Raw genomic sequence first — 16,065 nt, forward strand, 5'->3', positions numbered from 1 at the left:
ACTAAAACTCTAAAACCTATACGGCTAAAGCGGCCCACCGCTGTGCCACAGCCGCGAACCGCCCAAAACCTAGCGAGAAACGCCGCGCTGAGCCATCGCCGAAGCATACAGACACACAGCAGCAGCCGTACCCACATTCAAAGACTCAGCCGAACCATAGACAGGAACAGCCACGCGCATCGTAGCGGCAGCCTTCTCCTCAGCATTCAAGCCCTGAGCCTCATTACCGAAAAGCCACATGGTCGGCTTCGAAAGATCAAAATTACCCTTCACACCGGACGGGGCACTCGCCTCCACACCGGCACGACGAGCCACCGTGTACTCACTCAGCTCCTGCAAATTCACCGCACCATAGCCGTCAGCAGCCAACACAGCAGTACCCTGAGACTTCACATCCTCCGCGAAATCCTCCAGCTGCACGCCCTGAATAATCGGCACATGGAACAGCGAACCAGCGGTAGAACGCACCGTCTTCGGGTTATACAAATCCACCGAACCCTTAGTCGTAATCACCAGGTCAGCACCGGCCGCATCAGCCACACGAAGAATAGTGCCCGCATTACCCGGATCCTGCACACGAGACAGCACAGCAATCAGCTTCGGGTTCAACGCGCCCTCACCCCACAGCAGCGAGAACGACGCATCCACCATAAAGGAAACCGCAATAATACCCTGCGGGCTCACCGAATCAGCCATCGCCTCCATCACCTCATCGGTCACCACACGCATAAAGACGCGGCGGCCCTCCTCCGGGGTCGGGGTGCCGTACATCTGCTCCAGCAGCTCAGCAATATCCTCATGACGGTCAAAAGCCGCCTCCGTAACGTAGACAGCATCCAGAATCGGCTTCTTCAGATGCGCCTTCAACGCCTCACGCACAGCCTGCGGGCCTTCCACCAGGAACTGGCCCTTCTTCGTGCGGGCAGCGCGGGTGCGCAGCTTCGCAATATCGCGCACACGATCTGCCTGCGGATTGGACATCACAACGGGGGTACTAATACGTTCAAAAAAGTTCACTCTTAAAGGGTACAGGCAAAGGCACACCCAAAAACACGGAACAGCCACAAGCACAACCCCAGATACGCAGAAAGCGGCCGCCCACACTCAAAAGTGCAGACGGCCGCTCACGACGCTTAAGCATCCTACCCCGAACCTAGATCTTCGAGGTAAGAACACAACCTAGGCTAATTACGCCTTGGGAGCCGAGGTGTCCTCGGGCAGGTTGTTCTTAGCAATCTCAACCAGTGCGTTGAAGGCGGCGGGCTCGTTAACAGCCAGCTCAGCCAGCATACGGCGGTCAACCTCAACACCAGCAGCCTTCAGGCCCTGGATGAAGCGGTTGTAGGTCAGGCCCTGTGCGCGGGAAGCAGCGTTGATACGCTGAATCCACAGGCGACGGAAGTCACCCTTCTTCTTACGACGGTGGTCGTAGCTGTAAACCAGCGAGTGAGTGACCTGCTCCTTAGCCTTACGGTACAGGCGAGAACGCTGACCGCGGTAGCCGGATGCACGATCGAGAATAGTACGGCGCTTCTTGTGCGCGTTAACCGCGCGCTTCACACGTGCCACGTGTGTCTCCTTCGTCTTATGTCCTGAACAGCTCACATATCACGCTGAACAGGAGCGAGTCTTTAATCAGTGCGCACCACTATCAGTGCGCCAGGTGCAGAGAGTAAGCGTTGCTTACTTACCCAGCATCTTCTTGACAACCTTTGCCTGGCCGCCGGTAACGATCTGGTCAGAAGCCAGACGACGGGTCAGACGAGAGGACTTGTGCTCCAGGTAGTGGCGACGGTTCGCCTGCTGGCGCTTAACCTTGCCGCTACCGGTGAGCTTGAAGCGCTTCTTAGCACCAGAGTGGGTCTTCTGCTTCGGCATAGCTGCCGTTCTCCTTACATTCATCCCCCGCCACAACAGCGGGGTAGCTTAGTGGGGCTGCGTACGCGAACGCATCAGCCCCAAGGACCAAAGGTGAGGCCCCCCCAACGAGGTGCCTCGGAACCGGCACCGGGTGAACCCGCAACACCCACCGAGCGGTGGAGGCGCGTGCCCATCCTAAAGTGACGACCCGGTTCCCTACTCGGCGGAAGCCTGTGCCTTCAACTCGGCAGGCATAGCGTCTGCCAGAGAATTAGTTACGGGCTTCGCCTTGGTCGTGTCAATACGCTCGCGACCCTTGCGACCGCCGGCGCCCTGCTCACGGCGAGCCTCTGCCTTACCGCGAAGCGGAGCCAGAACCATCACCATGTTGCGGCCATCCTGACGGGGGCGAGACTCAACGGTGCTCACCTCAGCCAGCTCAGCCGCCAGACGCTCCAGCAGACGCACACCCATCTCGGGGCGCTGCTGCTCACGACCACGGAACTGAATCATTGCCTTGACCTTGTCACCACCGGAAAGGAAACGACGAGCGTGTCCAACCTTGGTTTCGTAGTCGTGGGTATCAATCTTCAGGCGGAAACGGATCTCCTTCAGAACGGCATTAGCCTGCTTCTTGCGGGATTCACGAGCCTTGATTGCGGCTTCGTACTTGTACTTACCGTAATCCATGAGCTTGCACACGGGCGGCTTCGCGTTCGGGGCAACCTCGACCAGGTCGAGTTCGGCGTCCTCAGCCAGACGCAGAGCGTCCTTCAGAGGGACAACGCCTACCTGCTCGCCACCGGGACCGACAAGACGGACCTCGGGAACGCGGATACGATCGTTAATGCGTGGTTCGCTAATGACTAGCTCCTGTGCTCTGTGGGTTTCCCCGTGAATACTATCCGTTGCGGGCACTAAAAAAGCCCCCGCAGTTACACAAGCGGAGGCACAAACCAGCGTACGCCGAAAGCGGCGGACAAACCCGTTCACCTCAAAACTCGCAAGCTAACGCTTGCGGCGGTCAACCGGGTGGGAGGCACGCTCCACTTGCAAACTGCCTACAACCATACCGCAGAACCCCCGACAGGCGCAAGGGATTAGACGTAAAACACCATAAAAATTGCGGGGATTCCTCCAACGATTCCACAGAAGCGCCCACTCTTAAGGACGCATTTACCGAAACAAACGAAATATGAGATTCTAGGACTATGAGCACTGAAAACACGAGTTTCCGCTTCACCGCGGAAGAAGAAACCCCCGTACACGGCCACACCGAACTCACCGAAGAGCAGGTCGAAGCCGTCAACGAACAGCTGCGCGACATCGCAGACGTACCCGCCATCGAAATCATCAGCTCCGCAGCCATCCACATGATGAGCGCCGCAGCCGTCAAGTGCGGCCTGGCAGCAGACGAAAACGCCGACGACCTCAAGGACCTCGACGAAGCACGCAAGCTCATCACCGCACTTGCCGGCCTCGTCACCGCCGCAGCACCCGAAATCGGCTCCCAGCACGCAGCACCCCTACGCGACGGCCTGCGCACCCTGCAGCTCGCATTCCGCGAAGCATCCCCCTTCCCGGACGAACCCGGCAAGGGCCCCGGCGAAAAGCTCACCGGCCCGGTGTACTAAGCCAACTGGTTTGCTGAGCCAACTGGTTTGCTGAGCCAACTGGTTTATGCGATCACGATGCCCCGCCTCCCTCGCACTGAGGAAGACGGGGCTTCGTCATATACAACACCTATGCGGATAAGAAATCTGCGGGGATAAGAAATCTACGTAGGCTAGATACGTGGGCTAGGGCGAACCGGTAGCTTTAGCGGGAGTCAGATTTAGCAGGAGCGATAGCTTTAGCGGGAGCCAGCGGCCTCAAGAGCCTGCTCAAAACTAAAGTTACCCACATACAGCGCCTTACCAAGCACCACGCCCTCCAAACCAGAAGGCACCATAGAACGCAGCTTCACAAGATCATCCAGCGACGACACGCCGCCAGAAGCAACCACCGGACGGTCAGTCTGAACCAGCACCACATCCAGCAGCTCCGCACCGGGGCCCGCCAGAGAACCGTCCTTACTCACATCCGTGACGATATAGCGGCGCACGCCCGCGCCCTCCAGCCACGCCAGCGCCTCCGCCACAGCAGGACCCGACCAGTCGGTACCGCGAGCCACCGTCACCCAGCCCCGCTCGGGGGTGTAACGGGCATCGAGGCCAAGAGCCAGAAGATCAGAATCGGCATAACGAGCCAGAGTATCTTCAAGCCAGGAAGAATCCGCCAGAGCCGCACTAGTCACGTTCACGCGGTCCGGATTCAGGCTCAGGGCGCGTTCCAGACTCTCAGCATTACGCACACCGCCGCTGACCTGAATACGAACCGGAGCGGAGCCGGCCATCCGGGCGTTCTCGGCACGGACGGCGGCAACCACCTCAGCCAGAACCTCAGTATTCGTACCGCGACCAAACGCCAGATCAAGGTCCACCAGGTGAATCCAGCGAGCACGAGCCTTCACCCAGGTCAGAGCCGCCTCAACCGGGTCGAGGCGCTGCTCGCCACCGGAGAGGGTACCGCCCACCGGGCGCACCGCGTAGCCTTCAGAAATATCAACAGCGGGCAGAAGTTCAAGAACGGGTGCAGACATTAGTTACCTCCCGCATGAGCAGCAGCGGAGCCCTCAGAGGACAGAGATTCAGAGGATAGCGAGAGGCGACCAGTCACCGCCAGGGACGCAACCCAGCGACGAAGAAACTCCGCACCCAGCTCACCAGATCCCACCGGGCAGAACTGCACCGCCGTCAGCGGGCCGTTCTCAACCGCCGCAATATAGGCAGGCTCGGTGACAGTCCACGTCACCGCCGGCGGGGCAATATATTCAATGCTCTGATCAAAAGCCCACTCAAAAACGCCGTGCTCAGATTTGAACTGAGCCTCACCCTCAAGACCCTTGAGCAGCGCACTATCGGAGGAAGAACGAAGGACAGAAGCACCGGGCACCAGGTCGCGGGTAGAAAGCTCCACGCTCTCGCCGGGCCACTCCCCCATGCACTGCACCTGAATCTGCCCCATCTGCGGATGCTTCACCGTCACCGAGTCGAAGAGGCAGCTCAACGCTGCACCGGCAACCAACACCGGACGACCGCCAGCCACACGGCGACCAATCACGCGCTCAGCGTCCTTAGCTTTCAGGTCTTCGTACGCTTCAAGAGAGCTCGCACCGCCGGTCACCACCATGCCGTCAGCCTCACGCAACTGATCGGGCACAGCGGTCAAGATAACGTCCGCCCCCGCATCCTGAAGAAGCTTCACCAGGGCACCACGAGTTCCGGGTTCCCCCAAAACGGCAACCACAGGACGAGCAGTCTGAGCACTCTGTGCAGATTCAGTTTTGACGGGTGTGGGTTCAACGGGAACAGGCATCGGTGCGCTCCTAGTTCATAGGCTCAAGAATTCGACTCAAGCGCTCTAGCTTGAGAGATAGAGGATTCGGAGTCAAGACATCAACCTCACGCAGAAGCCAACCACACACGGGTCCGTGCTTAGCGCTGAGGCTGAGGAATTTCCAGACGCTGACCGGCATCAACAGAGGTGCTGGTCAACGAGTTCAACTCCATAATACGAACCACAGTATCACGGGTGTCACCCTGCGGATCCACCGCCTGAGCAATATCCCACAGGGTCTCACCGTGCTTGACCACAACGACGGTTCGAGTCACCGAAGCGTTCTCCATGGAAGCAGAAGCCGCCGGGCCAAAGAAGCTAATAGCGCCGAGCACAATCAGCGCCGCCAAAGTCAGCAGAGGCAGCCCCTTCAGGAAACCGCGCGGGGTGCCAAGACGACGAATAGAAGCGGGAACCTCGCGCAGAAGCTCGCCACCCTTAGCCAGAAGAACACTCTTCACGCTGGGCGCCTGCGCATCAGAAGCAGCCTGCGCACCAGAAGCTACAGAGCGAACCGGCGCCTGAATAGAAGCAGCAGGGGTAGAAGCAACGGGGGTAGCAACGCCGGGAGCTTGGGTAGGCTGAGCTACCTGCGCAGGACGGGGTGCATGAGCCGCACGAGAAGAGCGAACAGACTGCGAAGACGCAGGCACACGAGAACGCCCCTGCGCGGTACGGACAGCCGTGTTGCGGGCGGGTGCGGTGCGGGCGGGGTGAAGTACCACCAAACCTGCCGGAAGGTGTGCAGAAGTGCCACGAGAAGCAAGAGGTGCTGCAGTAGTCATTGTGGTTCCTTTCTCTCAGCTCTCCCCGGGGTTACCCCGCGGGTCTAGCAATGCCGAGCGATACCCGCTCGGAGGTCCTAGTTGAGTGATAACTATGGAGTGGTGATTGTTAAGCGATAACTAGTGGATAGCTATTCTCTAGTTAGGTCAGAGCGTCGGGTGCACCGGGTTAGAGGCACAGGGTTGCCCCGGAACCCCATCCCCTGCGCTCTCTCCTCGCCAGATGCCCTCTAGAGCATCCGGGGTAGATCATGCGAAGAGAGAAGCAGAGGATTCGAATACATTCGAACACTCATTCACTCTCCTCTCCCGAAAGACTCCGGGTCGAATCTTCGAATATTTTTCGAACATTCGCCCGTAAATCCTGAATTTCAGGAGAGATTCAAGAGTATATACGAACTCTTGTTCTAAAGTCTAGCAGAGATGTACTAAAAATTTCTTCGAGTTTCGAAGAAAAAATCTAGAATATTTGTTTGAGTTTTTCGGTGTAGTGTTCTACACTGGTGTCAAGAGACGTTCCACACGCTCCTGATGAGTCCTACTCACAGCAGGTTTCTGTACCCGTTACAGCTTGGTTCTGTATCGAGTGCAGGTGCCGCTGGCTGAGTTTTATAGGGCGGAGGCGCATACTCGTTGCCTGTGTATCGCTCCGGTATCGCTCCGGCACGGATAGAATTCCTCCACCCCCTGACGAGATAAGACCCATTTCGGCAGAACCCCAAAAAATTTTTAGGACACCATCAGAAAACGTGTGAAGCACCCATCCGTGCCCCGACCGGACTGTGGCTCAGACAGACTGCAGAGACCGGAATACAGAAATCGGGGCACAGACCGAAGGAAAAGAAATGGCAACAGCACCCCGTCCGGCGCTGACCGCGCGCCAGCAGAAGATTCTTGACGCGATCCGCACCGAGATTGAACAAAAGGGTTACCCGCCGTCCATGCGCCAGATTGGTGACATGGTGGGTCTTGCGTCCCTGTCCTCGGTCACTCACCAGCTCGGTCGCCTCGAGACCATGGGCTACATTCGCCGCGACCCCAAGCTCCCCCGCGCTATTGAGGTGTTGGATGAGAACGGCGTCGGCATCCACGGTAGCGCTTCCTCTTCCCTGCCCGAGCTGCCGAACTTCGAAGTCGGCGATGAAGACCTCGTACCCGTTCCCCTGGTTGGACGAATTGCAGCGGGCGGTCCCATTACCGCCGAGCAGTCCGTGGAGGATGTGCTCGCCCTGCCCCGCCAGCTGGTCGGTAGCGGCAAGCTCTTCATGCTCAAGGTCAAGGGCGATTCTATGATTGACGCCGCAATCTGCGACGGCGACTGGGTGGTTGTCCGCGAGCAGCACACCGCAGACAACGGCGATATCGTTGCTGCGCTACTCGACGATGAAGCAACCGTGAAGGTGTTCCGTCAGGTCGACGGCCACACCTGGCTCATGCCGCGCAACTCCAACTACGAGCCGATTATGGGCGACCGCGCAACCGTCATGGGTAAGGTCGTCTCCGTGCTGCGTAGTCTTTAGAAGATGTAGTCTCTAGAAGACGCTGGCTCTAAATAGCACAGCCTCTAGAAGACATCACCGTTAGGGCTTTGAGCTCTATATAGAAATCACCCCGGTGATACGTGAAGGTTCACGTATCACCGGGGTGATTTCTATATGTCCAAATTTATATGTCCAAAGCGGGGCGGTGGTGTCAGGAATGGACCCTGCCCGAGCTAACGCTCAATACTCGCTGAAAGACGAGCCAGTGCACCAATGACGGCTGCCTTATTCTGCGTCGACCACATCGGCGGCATCGCCTTCATCAAGAAACCGCCGTAGCGTTTAGTCGCCACACGAGAATCCAGCACAGCCACCACGCCGCGGTCAGACACCGAACGGATTAGGCGACCCGCGCCCTGCGCCATACGAATCGCCGCGTGGTGAGCAGAAACCGCCATAAAGCCGTTACCGCGGTGACGGTTCACCGCCTCCGTACGAGCCTGCGCAATCGGGTCATCCGGGCGCGGGAACGGAATGCGGTCCATCACCACCAGGCGGCAAGAGTCGCCGGGAACGTCCACGCCCTGCCATAGGCTCATCGTTCCGAACAGGCATGAGTCGATGTCCTCGCTGAACTCCTCCACCAGGGCCTTGAGCGAAGACTCTCCCTGTAGAAGAATGTTCAGGTCACTATGCTCACGCATGTACTCGGCGGCACGCTCAGCGGCACGCTTCGAAGAGAACAGGCCCAGGGCGCCGCCCTCCGACGCCTCGCACAGCTCACGTAGACGCTCCAGCTGACCCTCGTGCACACCAAATCCCGGAGGCTTCAAATCTCCGGCAACATACATGATGCCCTGCTTGCGGTAGTCGAACGGCGAACCCACATCGATGCTCGTCCAGCGCGGCGCGCCCTCACCCTGCAGTCCCAGGGCACCGGCTGCAACGTCAAAAGAGTCACCCACCGTCAGGGTCGCACTCGTCAGAATCACGGTGCGATCAGCGAACAAGCCGTCACGCAGCTGCAGGCCAACGCTCAACGGAGCGATATTCAGGGTCGCCGGGTCGGTGTCGGAAGCAGCCACATAGCGGCCGTTCTCCCAGCCGCCCTGACGAGAAATCCACAGGACGTCCTGCTCGCCCGAAGCCTCCAGAATGCGGCTACTCATATCGTGTACCTCAGAGACACGCGAGCGCGCCATCTGCAGGCCGGCGTCAACGTCCTGACCGTCCGGTTTTGTATCGGACAGGGCAGTGCGGGCGGCATCGTTGACCGCAGAAATAGCGGTCAAAAGGCGACCGTCCAGGCCCTTCAGCAGGCCCTCGGCAAGACCCTCGAAAGCGGTCTCCAGGGTGCCAGCTGCCATTTCCAGCGCGCCGGAATCAGCCTTCGAATGCTTCTTCACGCTACGTGCCGCACGGCGAACCATCGCAACCGTCAAAGAACCAGACACGGCGCCGGTCACGCGGTCCACCAACTCATGAGCCTCATCAATAATGACCGTCTCATGCTCGGGCAGAACCTTCATGCCTTCAAAAGCGTTAATCGCCAGCAGGGCGTGGTTCGTGATGACAATGTCAGCCTCAGCGGCACGGCTACGCGCCATCTCACTAAAGCACTCTTCCACCAGCGGGCAGCGGCGGCCCAGACACTCAGCGGCACTGACCGACACCTGAGCCCAGGCGCGGTCAGAGACGCCGGGCTTCAACTCGTCACGGTCGCCGGTCTCCGTGCGGTCAGCCCACTCGCGTAGGCGCACCACTTCCTCACCCACGCGGGAGGTCGAAGAAGGCATGTCAAAGAGAGCATCCGGTTCGTCTTCCGGGTAGCCGCCCTCCAGCTTGTGCAGGCAGAGGTAGTTATTGCGGCCCTTGAGCAGAGCCACCTGCGCCTGCGACTCCGGGCGCGGCTCCAGCGCTTGCAGAAGACGCGGAATATCGCGGTTCACGATCTGCGCCTGCAGGGCGAGGGTCGCCGTCGCAACCACAATCGGCTGGTCCGACTCCCCCACCCGCGCCAGGGCAGGAACCAGGTAGCCCAGGGACTTACCGGTACCGGTACCCGCCTGCACCAGCAGATGACGCTGAAGTTCAAGAGCCTGCGCCACATGCGCCACCATGGTGCGCTGACCGGCACGGTTCTGACCGCCGGTGGCGGCAACCGCCTCGTCCAACAGAGTCAGGGCATCCTTCGCACCGGGCAGGGTCTCAAGCTCCTGCCCGGTGAATCGGGTGCCGTCGGTTGCCGGTCCGGGTACGGTTCCGGGGGCGTTTTTGGGCGCGTTGATGCTCTCGGTCACGCTCATACGCCCCTAGAGAGCCTCAGCGGTAGAGGCCTGCTCGGAAACAGAAGCGGTCGCTTCAGCCAGGGCGTGCGCCTCCGCAAGTTCCTCTTCCAGAACCTCCAGCAGGTCGCCTTCCAGCACATACTCGGACAGTTCGGAGGCGACATCCTCACGGACCAGAGCCACCACGAAGGTGCCGTCCGATACGAAATCGGTGCTCTTAATTTCGGCATCCCACTCGTGCAGGCGCGAAATAATCTCACCGTGCGAGTACGGAATCAGCAGCTTCACCTCAATGGAGGGGCGCGGAATGGTGTCCGCGATCTTCTGCTTCAGCTCCTCAATACCCTCACCGGTGCGCGCCGAAACAATCACGTGCTCCGGCTCGCGCTGACGCATACGCTCCAGCACGAACGGATCGGCGGCATCCGCCTTATTCAGCACAATGATTTCGGGAATATGGCGGGCGTCAACCTCCGCGATAACCTCGCGGACAGCACGAATCTGCCCCTCCGGGTCCGGGTGCGAAGCATCCACCACGTGCAGGATGACGTCAGCGTCAGCGACCTCTTCTAGGGTGGAGCGGAACGCCTCCACCAGCTGGGTCGGCAACGAACGCACGAAACCGACCGTGTCAGAGAGGGTGTAGCCGATACCGTCCGGGGTCTGGGCCTTACGGACGGTCGGGTCCAGGGTCGCAAACAGGGCGTTCTCCACGAGCACGCCGGCATCGGTCAGACGGTTCAGCAGGGAGGACTTACCCGCGTTCGTGTACCCGGCAATAGCAACCGAAGGCACACGGTTACGGCGACGGTTCAGGCGCTTCGTCTCACGCGCCGGCGCCATCGCAGCAATCTCACGCTTAAGCTTCGCCATGCGAGCGCGCAGGCGGCGGCGGTCCATCTCAATCTTGGTTTCACCGGGACCACGCGAACCGATACCCTCACCGGCTGCGGCACGGCCACCCGCCTGACGGGACAGGGACGCACCCCAACCACGCAGACGCGGTAGCATGTACTCCAGCTGAGCCAGCTCAACCTGCGCCTTACCCTCGCGGGACTTAGCGTGCTGAGCGAAAATGTCGAGAATCAGGGCGGTGCGGTCAATGACCTTGACCTTCACGATGTCTTCGAGGGCACGACGCTGCGAGGGAGCCAGTTCGGAGTCGACGATGACGGTGTCGGCGCCGGTCGCCTCCACAATGTCCTTGAGTTCCAGCGCCTTACCTGAGCCGAGGAAGGTGCCGGGGTCCGGCTTGAGGCGGCGCTGAACCAGGCCATCCAGAACCTCGGAACCTGCGGTTTCAGCCAGTGCCGCGAGCTCACGCAGGGAGTTCTCTGCGTCCTCTACGGTGCCTTCAGTCCACAGACCAGCCAGCACCACGCGCTCCAGGCGTAGCTGGCGGTACTCGACCTCGGTGACGTCTTCAAGTTCGGTGGAGAGGTTCGCGATACGGCGCAGTGCGCGGCGCTCAGCGAGATCTTCCTGGTCACCGTCATATTCGGAGTGCTCACGCTGAACGTCAGAAATTTCGCGCGCGCGAGTATCCAGCACACGGCGGCTATTGTTGCCGTGGGTGCTGGAAGAGTTATCGCTGTGATGCGCGGTACCGGCTGCGTCATAAGTAGTGACGGAGGCGGCGGCCTGGGAGCGGCCCAGAACGCGGTCTACGGTGCGGCGTAGCTGCTCATCGCTGGGCAGCTTTTCGGTATCAGATACGGGGGTGTTCTTAGAATTCATACGACTCTAATTCTACCGCCGTTGCCCGCATCAGGTAGGGGGTTCGGTCGCCTGTGCGCTCAGGGCGTGCAAGCTGCCGACCCGCCCCGCGCATACACTGCCCGTGTGCGGCGGGTTCTTGCCCTACCGGTACACTGGATAGCATGAGCGAGCAGCATTATTTCTCTGAAACCCCCGAGACCGAATTCAAGCCCCGCCCCGTGCAGGTGGAGCTTGCAGGCCGCAAGGTCACCGTCACCACAGCTAACGGCATTTTCAGCCCCTCCGGCATTGATAAGGGCACCGCTATTTTGCTGCAGGAAGCACCCGACCCGCAGGGTACACGCATGCTCGACATCGGTTGTGGTTGGGGCCCCATCACCCTGACTTTGGCGATGCTCGCCCCGCAGGCGCAGGTGCACGCGGTGGATGTGAACTCCCGCTCCATTAGCCTGACCGAACGCAACGCCGCCGCTCTCGGCCTGTCCAACGTCACCGTGGGAACCCCCGAGTCGGTTGACCCCGAACTGCGTTTTGACACCATCTGGTCGAACCCGCCGATTCGCGTGGGCAAGGAGGTTCTGCACGAGATCCTGCTGACCTGGCTGCCGTGCCTGGCGCCCGGCGGTGACGCCTACCTGGTGGTTCAGAAGAACCTGGGCTCTGATTCTTTGCAGAAGTGGATGGACGCGCAGCTTGGACAGCTGTACCCCGGCGAGTTTGAGGTGTCGCGCTATGCGACCTCGAAGGGCTTCCGTATTCTGCAGGTGCACCGCTACGAGGACTAAACCTCTGGCGCTCAATGCTCTGGTGCTAAATGCTAAAAACATAAAAGCGGCGGGTATTTTCTGAACGTGTTGTCAGAAAACACCCGCCGCTTTTGTCGATAAAATCTCTGTTCTAAGACTGCTCTATCGCTGCAGACTATCGCAGCACGACGGTCGCAACCATCTGCGCCGGACCAGCCAGAACAACATGCTCCAGGTCGTCCGGACCCAGCACGAAAGTCACCGCGAGGGTACCGCCGGGTACATGCACCAGCCACTCATCAGGTGCTTCCTCGCCGCCCCAGAAACGAGTCGCCGCAGCCGCCGCACACGCGCCGGTACCGCAGGACAGAGTCTCACCCACGCCGCGTTCGTGCACGCGCATACGGATAGCACCCACATGCGCACCGCTCTCAACGTCCAGGTCGACCGGCACCACAAACTCAACGTTCGTACCGTTGACCGGAGCGGGGTTCACCTGAGGCAGGCTGTGCAGGTCCAGGCCGTCCAGCTTACCGTCGGAGCCGAGCATCACCACGGTGTGCGGGTTACCCATCGAAATGGACAGGCCAGCGCGCGGAGTCTTCAGGCCGCGAGCAGACACCAGGCAGTCCTCGCCCCCCTCGCGGGCAGCGTCACCGTGAATGAAGCTCCACGGACCCATATCAATCGCGTAACCATCTTCGGTGCGCGCCACAGTCTTCACGCCCGCACGGGTACCAATCTTGACGGTCTCGCCCACCTCAAGCTCAATCAGGCCCTCAGTGCGCAGGTACTCCACGAACGCACGTACACCGTTGCCGCACATTTCAGCGACAGAGCCGTCACCGTTGCGGTAATCCATGAACCAGACAGCGTCCGGGTGCTCCTCGAGCAGCTTCTGACCCGCGCGGGAGGCGGTGCTGCGGGCAGCACGAATGAAGCCGTCCGCACCAATGCCGAAGTGGCGGTCGCAGGCGCGGGCTACCAACTCGGGGGTGAGGGCAATTTCTGCGTTCTCGTCCGTCAGAAAGATGAAGTCGTTACCGGTGCCGTGACCCTTGGTGAGGGTCAGGCCTGCCAGCTCGCCCCAGATGGAAGGGTTCTCGCTCATATGCTGTCCTTAAAGTTGGTGACCAGTCCGTCTATGATTTTACCGCGCCGACCGGTTCGAAGGGGTATCTGTTCGGTTGCGGCTCGTTATTGTGGTTTATCGGGTGCTTTCGCGGATGATGGCTTCCGCCTCATCTGCAAGGGTGGGTGAGAGCGCATCCAGCCAGTGCACGCGCGGGTCCGCACGGAACCAGGTCAGCTGCCGGCGCGCAAACTGGCGGGTCGCAATGGTCGTATCCTCAATCGCCTGCTCCACGCTGTAGCCCAAATCCTCAAGGGCGCGCGCGAACTGCGCGTAACCAATCGCGCGGGAAGCAGTCTTACCCTCCTGCAGTCCCTGCTCGTTCAGGGTGCGAATCTCATCGAGCAGACCCTGCTCGTGCATCAGCTCCACGCGGCGGTGCAGACGCTCGTGCAGCAGGGCGCGATCCATATCCAGACCAATCTGAATACTCTCCGTCACGTACTCGCGCACCGGCATGAACGCCGAGAACGGGCGACCCGTCACCTCGAACACCTCCAGGGCACGAATAATGCGGCGCTCATCCTTCACGCGCGCAGCCGACTCCGGGTCTACCTCCGCCAGGCGGGCATGCAAAACACCAATACCCTCGGTACGTGCCTGCTCCTCCAGGCGCTCGCGCACCCGCGCATCCGTGCCGGGGAACTCCAACTTATCCAGAGCGGCACGCACATACAGGCCGGAACCACCCACCAGAATCGGGTAGCGGCCACGGCCGCGGATCTGCTCAATCAGCTCACGGCTACGCTCCTGGAATTCCGCCACGGACGCCTCATCCCGCACATCCATAATGTCCAGCAGGTGGTGCGGAACGCCGCGCATCTCCTCCGCAGTGACCTTCGCGGTACCGATATCCATACCCCGGTAGAACTGCATGGAGTCAGCGTTAATGCACTCACCGTTCAGGCGCTGAGCCAGCTCAATGGCGAGCGCGCTCTTCCCGGTGCCGGTCGGGCCCACAATAGCGATAACGGGCAGAGTTTCGGAGATAGTCATGCGCCCCATTCTACCGGTTCCCTCGCCCCCACTTGCGGTGGCGGCAAGAGCCCGAGGAACAGGGCGCATGATTCGTTATAGGTTTTAGGGGCGCAGACCGATGGTCGGCATGCCCAGACCCACCGGCGCACCGGGCACCTGGGTGGTACCGGTACCGCAAGAGTCAGCCTGGGAGCGGTCCCACGCGTCACCGGCGCGGGTGCGGCGCAGCTGGTACTGCTCGGCGGTCGGGTCAGAAATCAGGTGGAAGGAACCAGCCTCGGTAATGGGCACGGTGACCATGTCGCCGGGGCGGGGAGTCTCGCAACCCTCGGGCACCGAGAAGTGCACGAGGCGCTGGTCCGGGCCACGACCGGAGAGGCGGTGAGTCTGGTCCGCCTTACGACCTGCCTCCGCAACGACCATCAGCTCGACGGTCTTGCCGAGCTGCTTGCGGTTCTCCTCGCCGGCGATGCGGTCCTGCAGGGCAATCAGACGCTCGTAGCGTTCCTGCACGACCTCCTTCGGGATCTGGTTCTCCATGGTCGCCGCCGGGGTGCCGGGGCGGATCGAATACTGGAAGGTGAACGCGGAGGAGAAACGAGCCTGCTCCACAACCTTCAGGGTGTCCTGGAAGTCCTCTTCAGTCTCGCCGGGGAAGCCCACAATGATGTCGGTGGTAATCACGGCGTTCGGGATGCGCTCGCGCACCTTGTCCAGAATGTTCAGGAACTTCTTGGAACGGTAGGAGCGGCGCATATCCTTGAGCACCTTATCGGAGCCGGACTGCAGCGGCATGTGCAGTACGGGCATGACGTTCGGGGTCTCCGCCATCGCGTCAATCACGTCATCGGTGAACATTGCCGGGTGCGGGGAGGTGAAGCGTACACGCTCCAGGCCCTCAATCTCGCCGCAGGCACGCAGCAGCTTGGAGAATGCCTGGCGGTCGCCGAACTCCACACCGTAGGAGTTCACGTTCTGGCCCAGCAGGGTCACCTCGATAGCGCCGTCATCGACCAGCGCCTGAACCTCAGCGAGAATGTCGCCGGGGCGGCGGTCTTTCTCCTTACCGCGCAGAGACGGCACGATGCAGAAGGTGCAGGTGTTGTTACAGCCCACCGAGATGGACACCCAGCCGGAGTACACGTGGTCGCGCTTGGTCGGCAGGGTGGAGGGGAAAACTTCGAGGGATTCGAGCAGTTCTGCCTGCGCCTCGTGGTTGTGGCGGGCGCGCTCCAGTAGCGCCGGCAAGGAACCAATGTTGTGGGTACCGAACACGACGTCCACCCAGGGCGCCTTCTCAATGATGGCGTCCTGGTCCTTCTGCGCCAGGCAGCCGCCCACAGCGATCTGCATGCCCTTGTGGGCGCGCTTGACCGGCGCCAGCTGACCGAGGTTGCCGTACAGGCGGTTGGAAGCATTTTCGCGGACCGCGCAGGTGTTGAACACCACCAGGTCGGGCTGGGTGCCTTCCTCAGCGCGAACGTAGCCGTTAGCCTCCAGCAGGCCGGACATTCGTTCGGAGTCGTGCACGTTCATCTGGCAGCCGAAAGTGCGCACTTCGTAGGTGCGGGGGCTGGTTTCGGGGGTCTGGGCGGAATCGCTGAGGGTCGAAGTCATGCCCTATAGGGTATCCGATGG

Annotated in this window: 15 protein-coding genes; 3 read left to right on the forward strand and 12 right to left on the reverse strand. The window is 60.7% G+C overall.

Annotation, left to right across the window (positions count from 1 at the left end):
• Positions 1-69 precede the first annotated feature (69 nt).
• From RM6536_RS01295 to infC, 4 genes are all read right to left on the reverse strand, one after another.
• The gene (locus RM6536_RS01295) at positions 70-1,071 is read right to left on the reverse strand and encodes a TrmH family RNA methyltransferase (RefSeq protein WP_060823724.1); all 1,002 of its coding nucleotides are present in this window, start codon (positions 1,069-1,071) and stop codon (positions 70-72) included.
• A 117-nt stretch (positions 1,072-1,188) separates the two neighbouring features.
• A complete protein-coding gene (gene rplT, locus RM6536_RS01300) occupies positions 1,189-1,569 on the reverse strand; it encodes a 50S ribosomal protein L20 (RefSeq protein ID WP_005507127.1) in 381 nt (126 codons plus the stop codon).
• Positions 1,570-1,683: 114 nt separating this feature from the next.
• On the reverse strand, positions 1,684-1,878 hold the full coding sequence (gene rpmI / locus RM6536_RS01305; RefSeq protein WP_004006287.1) for a 50S ribosomal protein L35: 195 nt from the start codon (positions 1,876-1,878) through the stop codon (positions 1,684-1,686).
• A 198-nt stretch (positions 1,879-2,076) separates the two neighbouring features.
• Positions 2,077-2,778: a translation initiation factor IF-3 gene (gene infC / locus RM6536_RS01310; protein WP_005507875.1), complete on the reverse strand. Its 702-nt coding sequence runs from the start codon at positions 2,776-2,778 to the stop codon at positions 2,077-2,079.
• Between the two features lie 293 nt (positions 2,779-3,071).
• On the opposite strand from infC, the gene RM6536_RS01315 reads away from it, so the two are divergent.
• Complete coding sequence (locus RM6536_RS01315) at positions 3,072-3,494, forward strand: DUF1844 domain-containing protein (RefSeq protein WP_012903892.1); 423 nt, start codon at positions 3,072-3,074, stop codon at positions 3,492-3,494.
• A gap of 218 nt (positions 3,495-3,712) precedes the next feature.
• Here the strand turns inward: RM6536_RS01315 and RM6536_RS01320 are convergent, their stop codons facing one another.
• The 3 genes from RM6536_RS01320 to RM6536_RS01330 form a co-directional block, all read right to left on the reverse strand.
• Positions 3,713-4,501 carry a HisA/HisF-related TIM barrel protein gene (locus RM6536_RS01320; RefSeq protein ID WP_060823725.1) on the reverse strand — a complete coding sequence of 263 codons (789 nt, stop codon included), beginning with the start codon at positions 4,499-4,501 and terminating at the stop codon, positions 3,713-3,715.
• A complete protein-coding gene (locus tag RM6536_RS01325; RefSeq protein WP_081094634.1) occupies positions 4,501-5,277 on the reverse strand; it encodes an imidazole glycerol phosphate synthase in 777 nt (258 codons plus the stop codon). The genes RM6536_RS01320 and RM6536_RS01325 overlap by 1 nt, the downstream gene beginning before the upstream one ends.
• Positions 5,278-5,396: 119 nt before the next feature.
• Complete coding sequence (locus RM6536_RS01330; protein WP_012903895.1) at positions 5,397-6,083, reverse strand: LysM peptidoglycan-binding domain-containing protein; 687 nt, start codon at positions 6,081-6,083, stop codon at positions 5,397-5,399.
• A gap of 845 nt (positions 6,084-6,928) precedes the next feature.
• Between RM6536_RS01330 and lexA the strand changes: the two genes are divergently transcribed.
• Entirely contained in the window at positions 6,929-7,603 is a 675-nt protein-coding gene (gene lexA / locus RM6536_RS01335) for a transcriptional repressor LexA (RefSeq protein WP_005507880.1), read from the forward strand.
• A 194-nt stretch (positions 7,604-7,797) separates the two neighbouring features.
• Here lexA and RM6536_RS01340 read toward each other — a convergent pair whose 3' ends face one another.
• On the reverse strand, positions 7,798-9,870 hold the full coding sequence (locus tag RM6536_RS01340) for an ATP-dependent DNA helicase (protein WP_060823726.1): 2,073 nt from the start codon (positions 9,868-9,870) through the stop codon (positions 7,798-7,800).
• A 6-nt stretch (positions 9,871-9,876) separates the two neighbouring features.
• Positions 9,877-11,589, reverse strand: coding sequence for a GTPase HflX (gene hflX, locus RM6536_RS01345; protein WP_060823727.1), 1,713 nt, complete (start codon positions 11,587-11,589; stop codon positions 9,877-9,879).
• A gap of 143 nt (positions 11,590-11,732) precedes the next feature.
• Between hflX and RM6536_RS01350 the strand changes: the two genes are divergently transcribed.
• On the forward strand, positions 11,733-12,356 hold the full coding sequence (locus RM6536_RS01350) for a class I SAM-dependent methyltransferase (protein WP_060823728.1): 624 nt from the start codon (positions 11,733-11,735) through the stop codon (positions 12,354-12,356).
• Positions 12,357-12,492: 136 nt separating this feature from the next.
• On the opposite strand, the gene dapF is transcribed toward RM6536_RS01350, so the two are convergent.
• The 3 genes from dapF to miaB all read right to left on the reverse strand — a co-directional run bounded on the left by dapF (position 12,493) and on the right by miaB (position 16,044).
• A complete protein-coding gene (gene dapF / locus RM6536_RS01355; protein WP_060823729.1) occupies positions 12,493-13,428 on the reverse strand; it encodes a diaminopimelate epimerase in 936 nt (311 codons plus the stop codon).
• A gap of 96 nt (positions 13,429-13,524) precedes the next feature.
• Entirely contained in the window at positions 13,525-14,445 is a 921-nt protein-coding gene (miaA, locus tag RM6536_RS01360) for a tRNA (adenosine(37)-N6)-dimethylallyltransferase MiaA (protein ID WP_060823730.1), read from the reverse strand.
• An 84-nt stretch (positions 14,446-14,529) separates the two neighbouring features.
• Positions 14,530-16,044 carry a tRNA (N6-isopentenyl adenosine(37)-C2)-methylthiotransferase MiaB gene (miaB, locus tag RM6536_RS01365; RefSeq protein WP_049328025.1) on the reverse strand — a complete coding sequence of 505 codons (1,515 nt, stop codon included), beginning with the start codon at positions 16,042-16,044 and terminating at the stop codon, positions 14,530-14,532.
• Positions 16,045-16,065 lie beyond the last annotated feature (21 nt).

Origin of the sequence: Rothia mucilaginosa, assembly GCF_001548235.1 — a bacterium.
GTDB lineage: Bacteria > Actinomycetota > Actinomycetes > Actinomycetales > Micrococcaceae > Rothia > Rothia mucilaginosa_B.

Coding starts and splice junctions, on each gene's coding strand:
- rpmI (WP_004006287.1), bottom strand. CDS start 1,878: ATGCCGAAGCAGAAGACCCACTCTGGTGCTAAGAAGCGCTTCAAGCTC.
- RM6536_RS01315 (WP_012903892.1), top strand. CDS start 3,072: ATGAGCACTGAAAACACGAGTTTCCGCTTCACCGCGGAAGAAGAAACC.
- RM6536_RS01320 (WP_060823725.1), bottom strand. CDS start 4,501: ATGTCTGCACCCGTTCTTGAACTTCTGCCCGCTGTTGATATTTCTGAA.
- RM6536_RS01325 (WP_081094634.1), bottom strand. CDS start 5,277: ATGCCTGTTCCCGTTGAACCCACACCCGTCAAAACTGAATCTGCACAG.
- RM6536_RS01330 (WP_012903895.1), bottom strand. CDS start 6,083: ATGACTACTGCAGCACCTCTTGCTTCTCGTGGCACTTCTGCACACCTT.
- lexA (WP_005507880.1), top strand. CDS start 6,929: ATGGCAACAGCACCCCGTCCGGCGCTGACCGCGCGCCAGCAGAAGATT.
- RM6536_RS01340 (WP_060823726.1), bottom strand. CDS start 9,870: ATGAGCGTGACCGAGAGCATCAACGCGCCCAAAAACGCCCCCGGAACC.
- hflX (WP_060823727.1), bottom strand. CDS start 11,589: ATGAATTCTAAGAACACCCCCGTATCTGATACCGAAAAGCTGCCCAGC.
- RM6536_RS01350 (WP_060823728.1), top strand. CDS start 11,733: ATGAGCGAGCAGCATTATTTCTCTGAAACCCCCGAGACCGAATTCAAG.
- dapF (WP_060823729.1), bottom strand. CDS start 13,428: ATGAGCGAGAACCCTTCCATCTGGGGCGAGCTGGCAGGCCTGACCCTC.
- miaA (WP_060823730.1), bottom strand. CDS start 14,445: ATGACTATCTCCGAAACTCTGCCCGTTATCGCTATTGTGGGCCCGACC.
- miaB (WP_049328025.1), bottom strand. CDS start 16,044: ATGACTTCGACCCTCAGCGATTCCGCCCAGACCCCCGAAACCAGCCCC.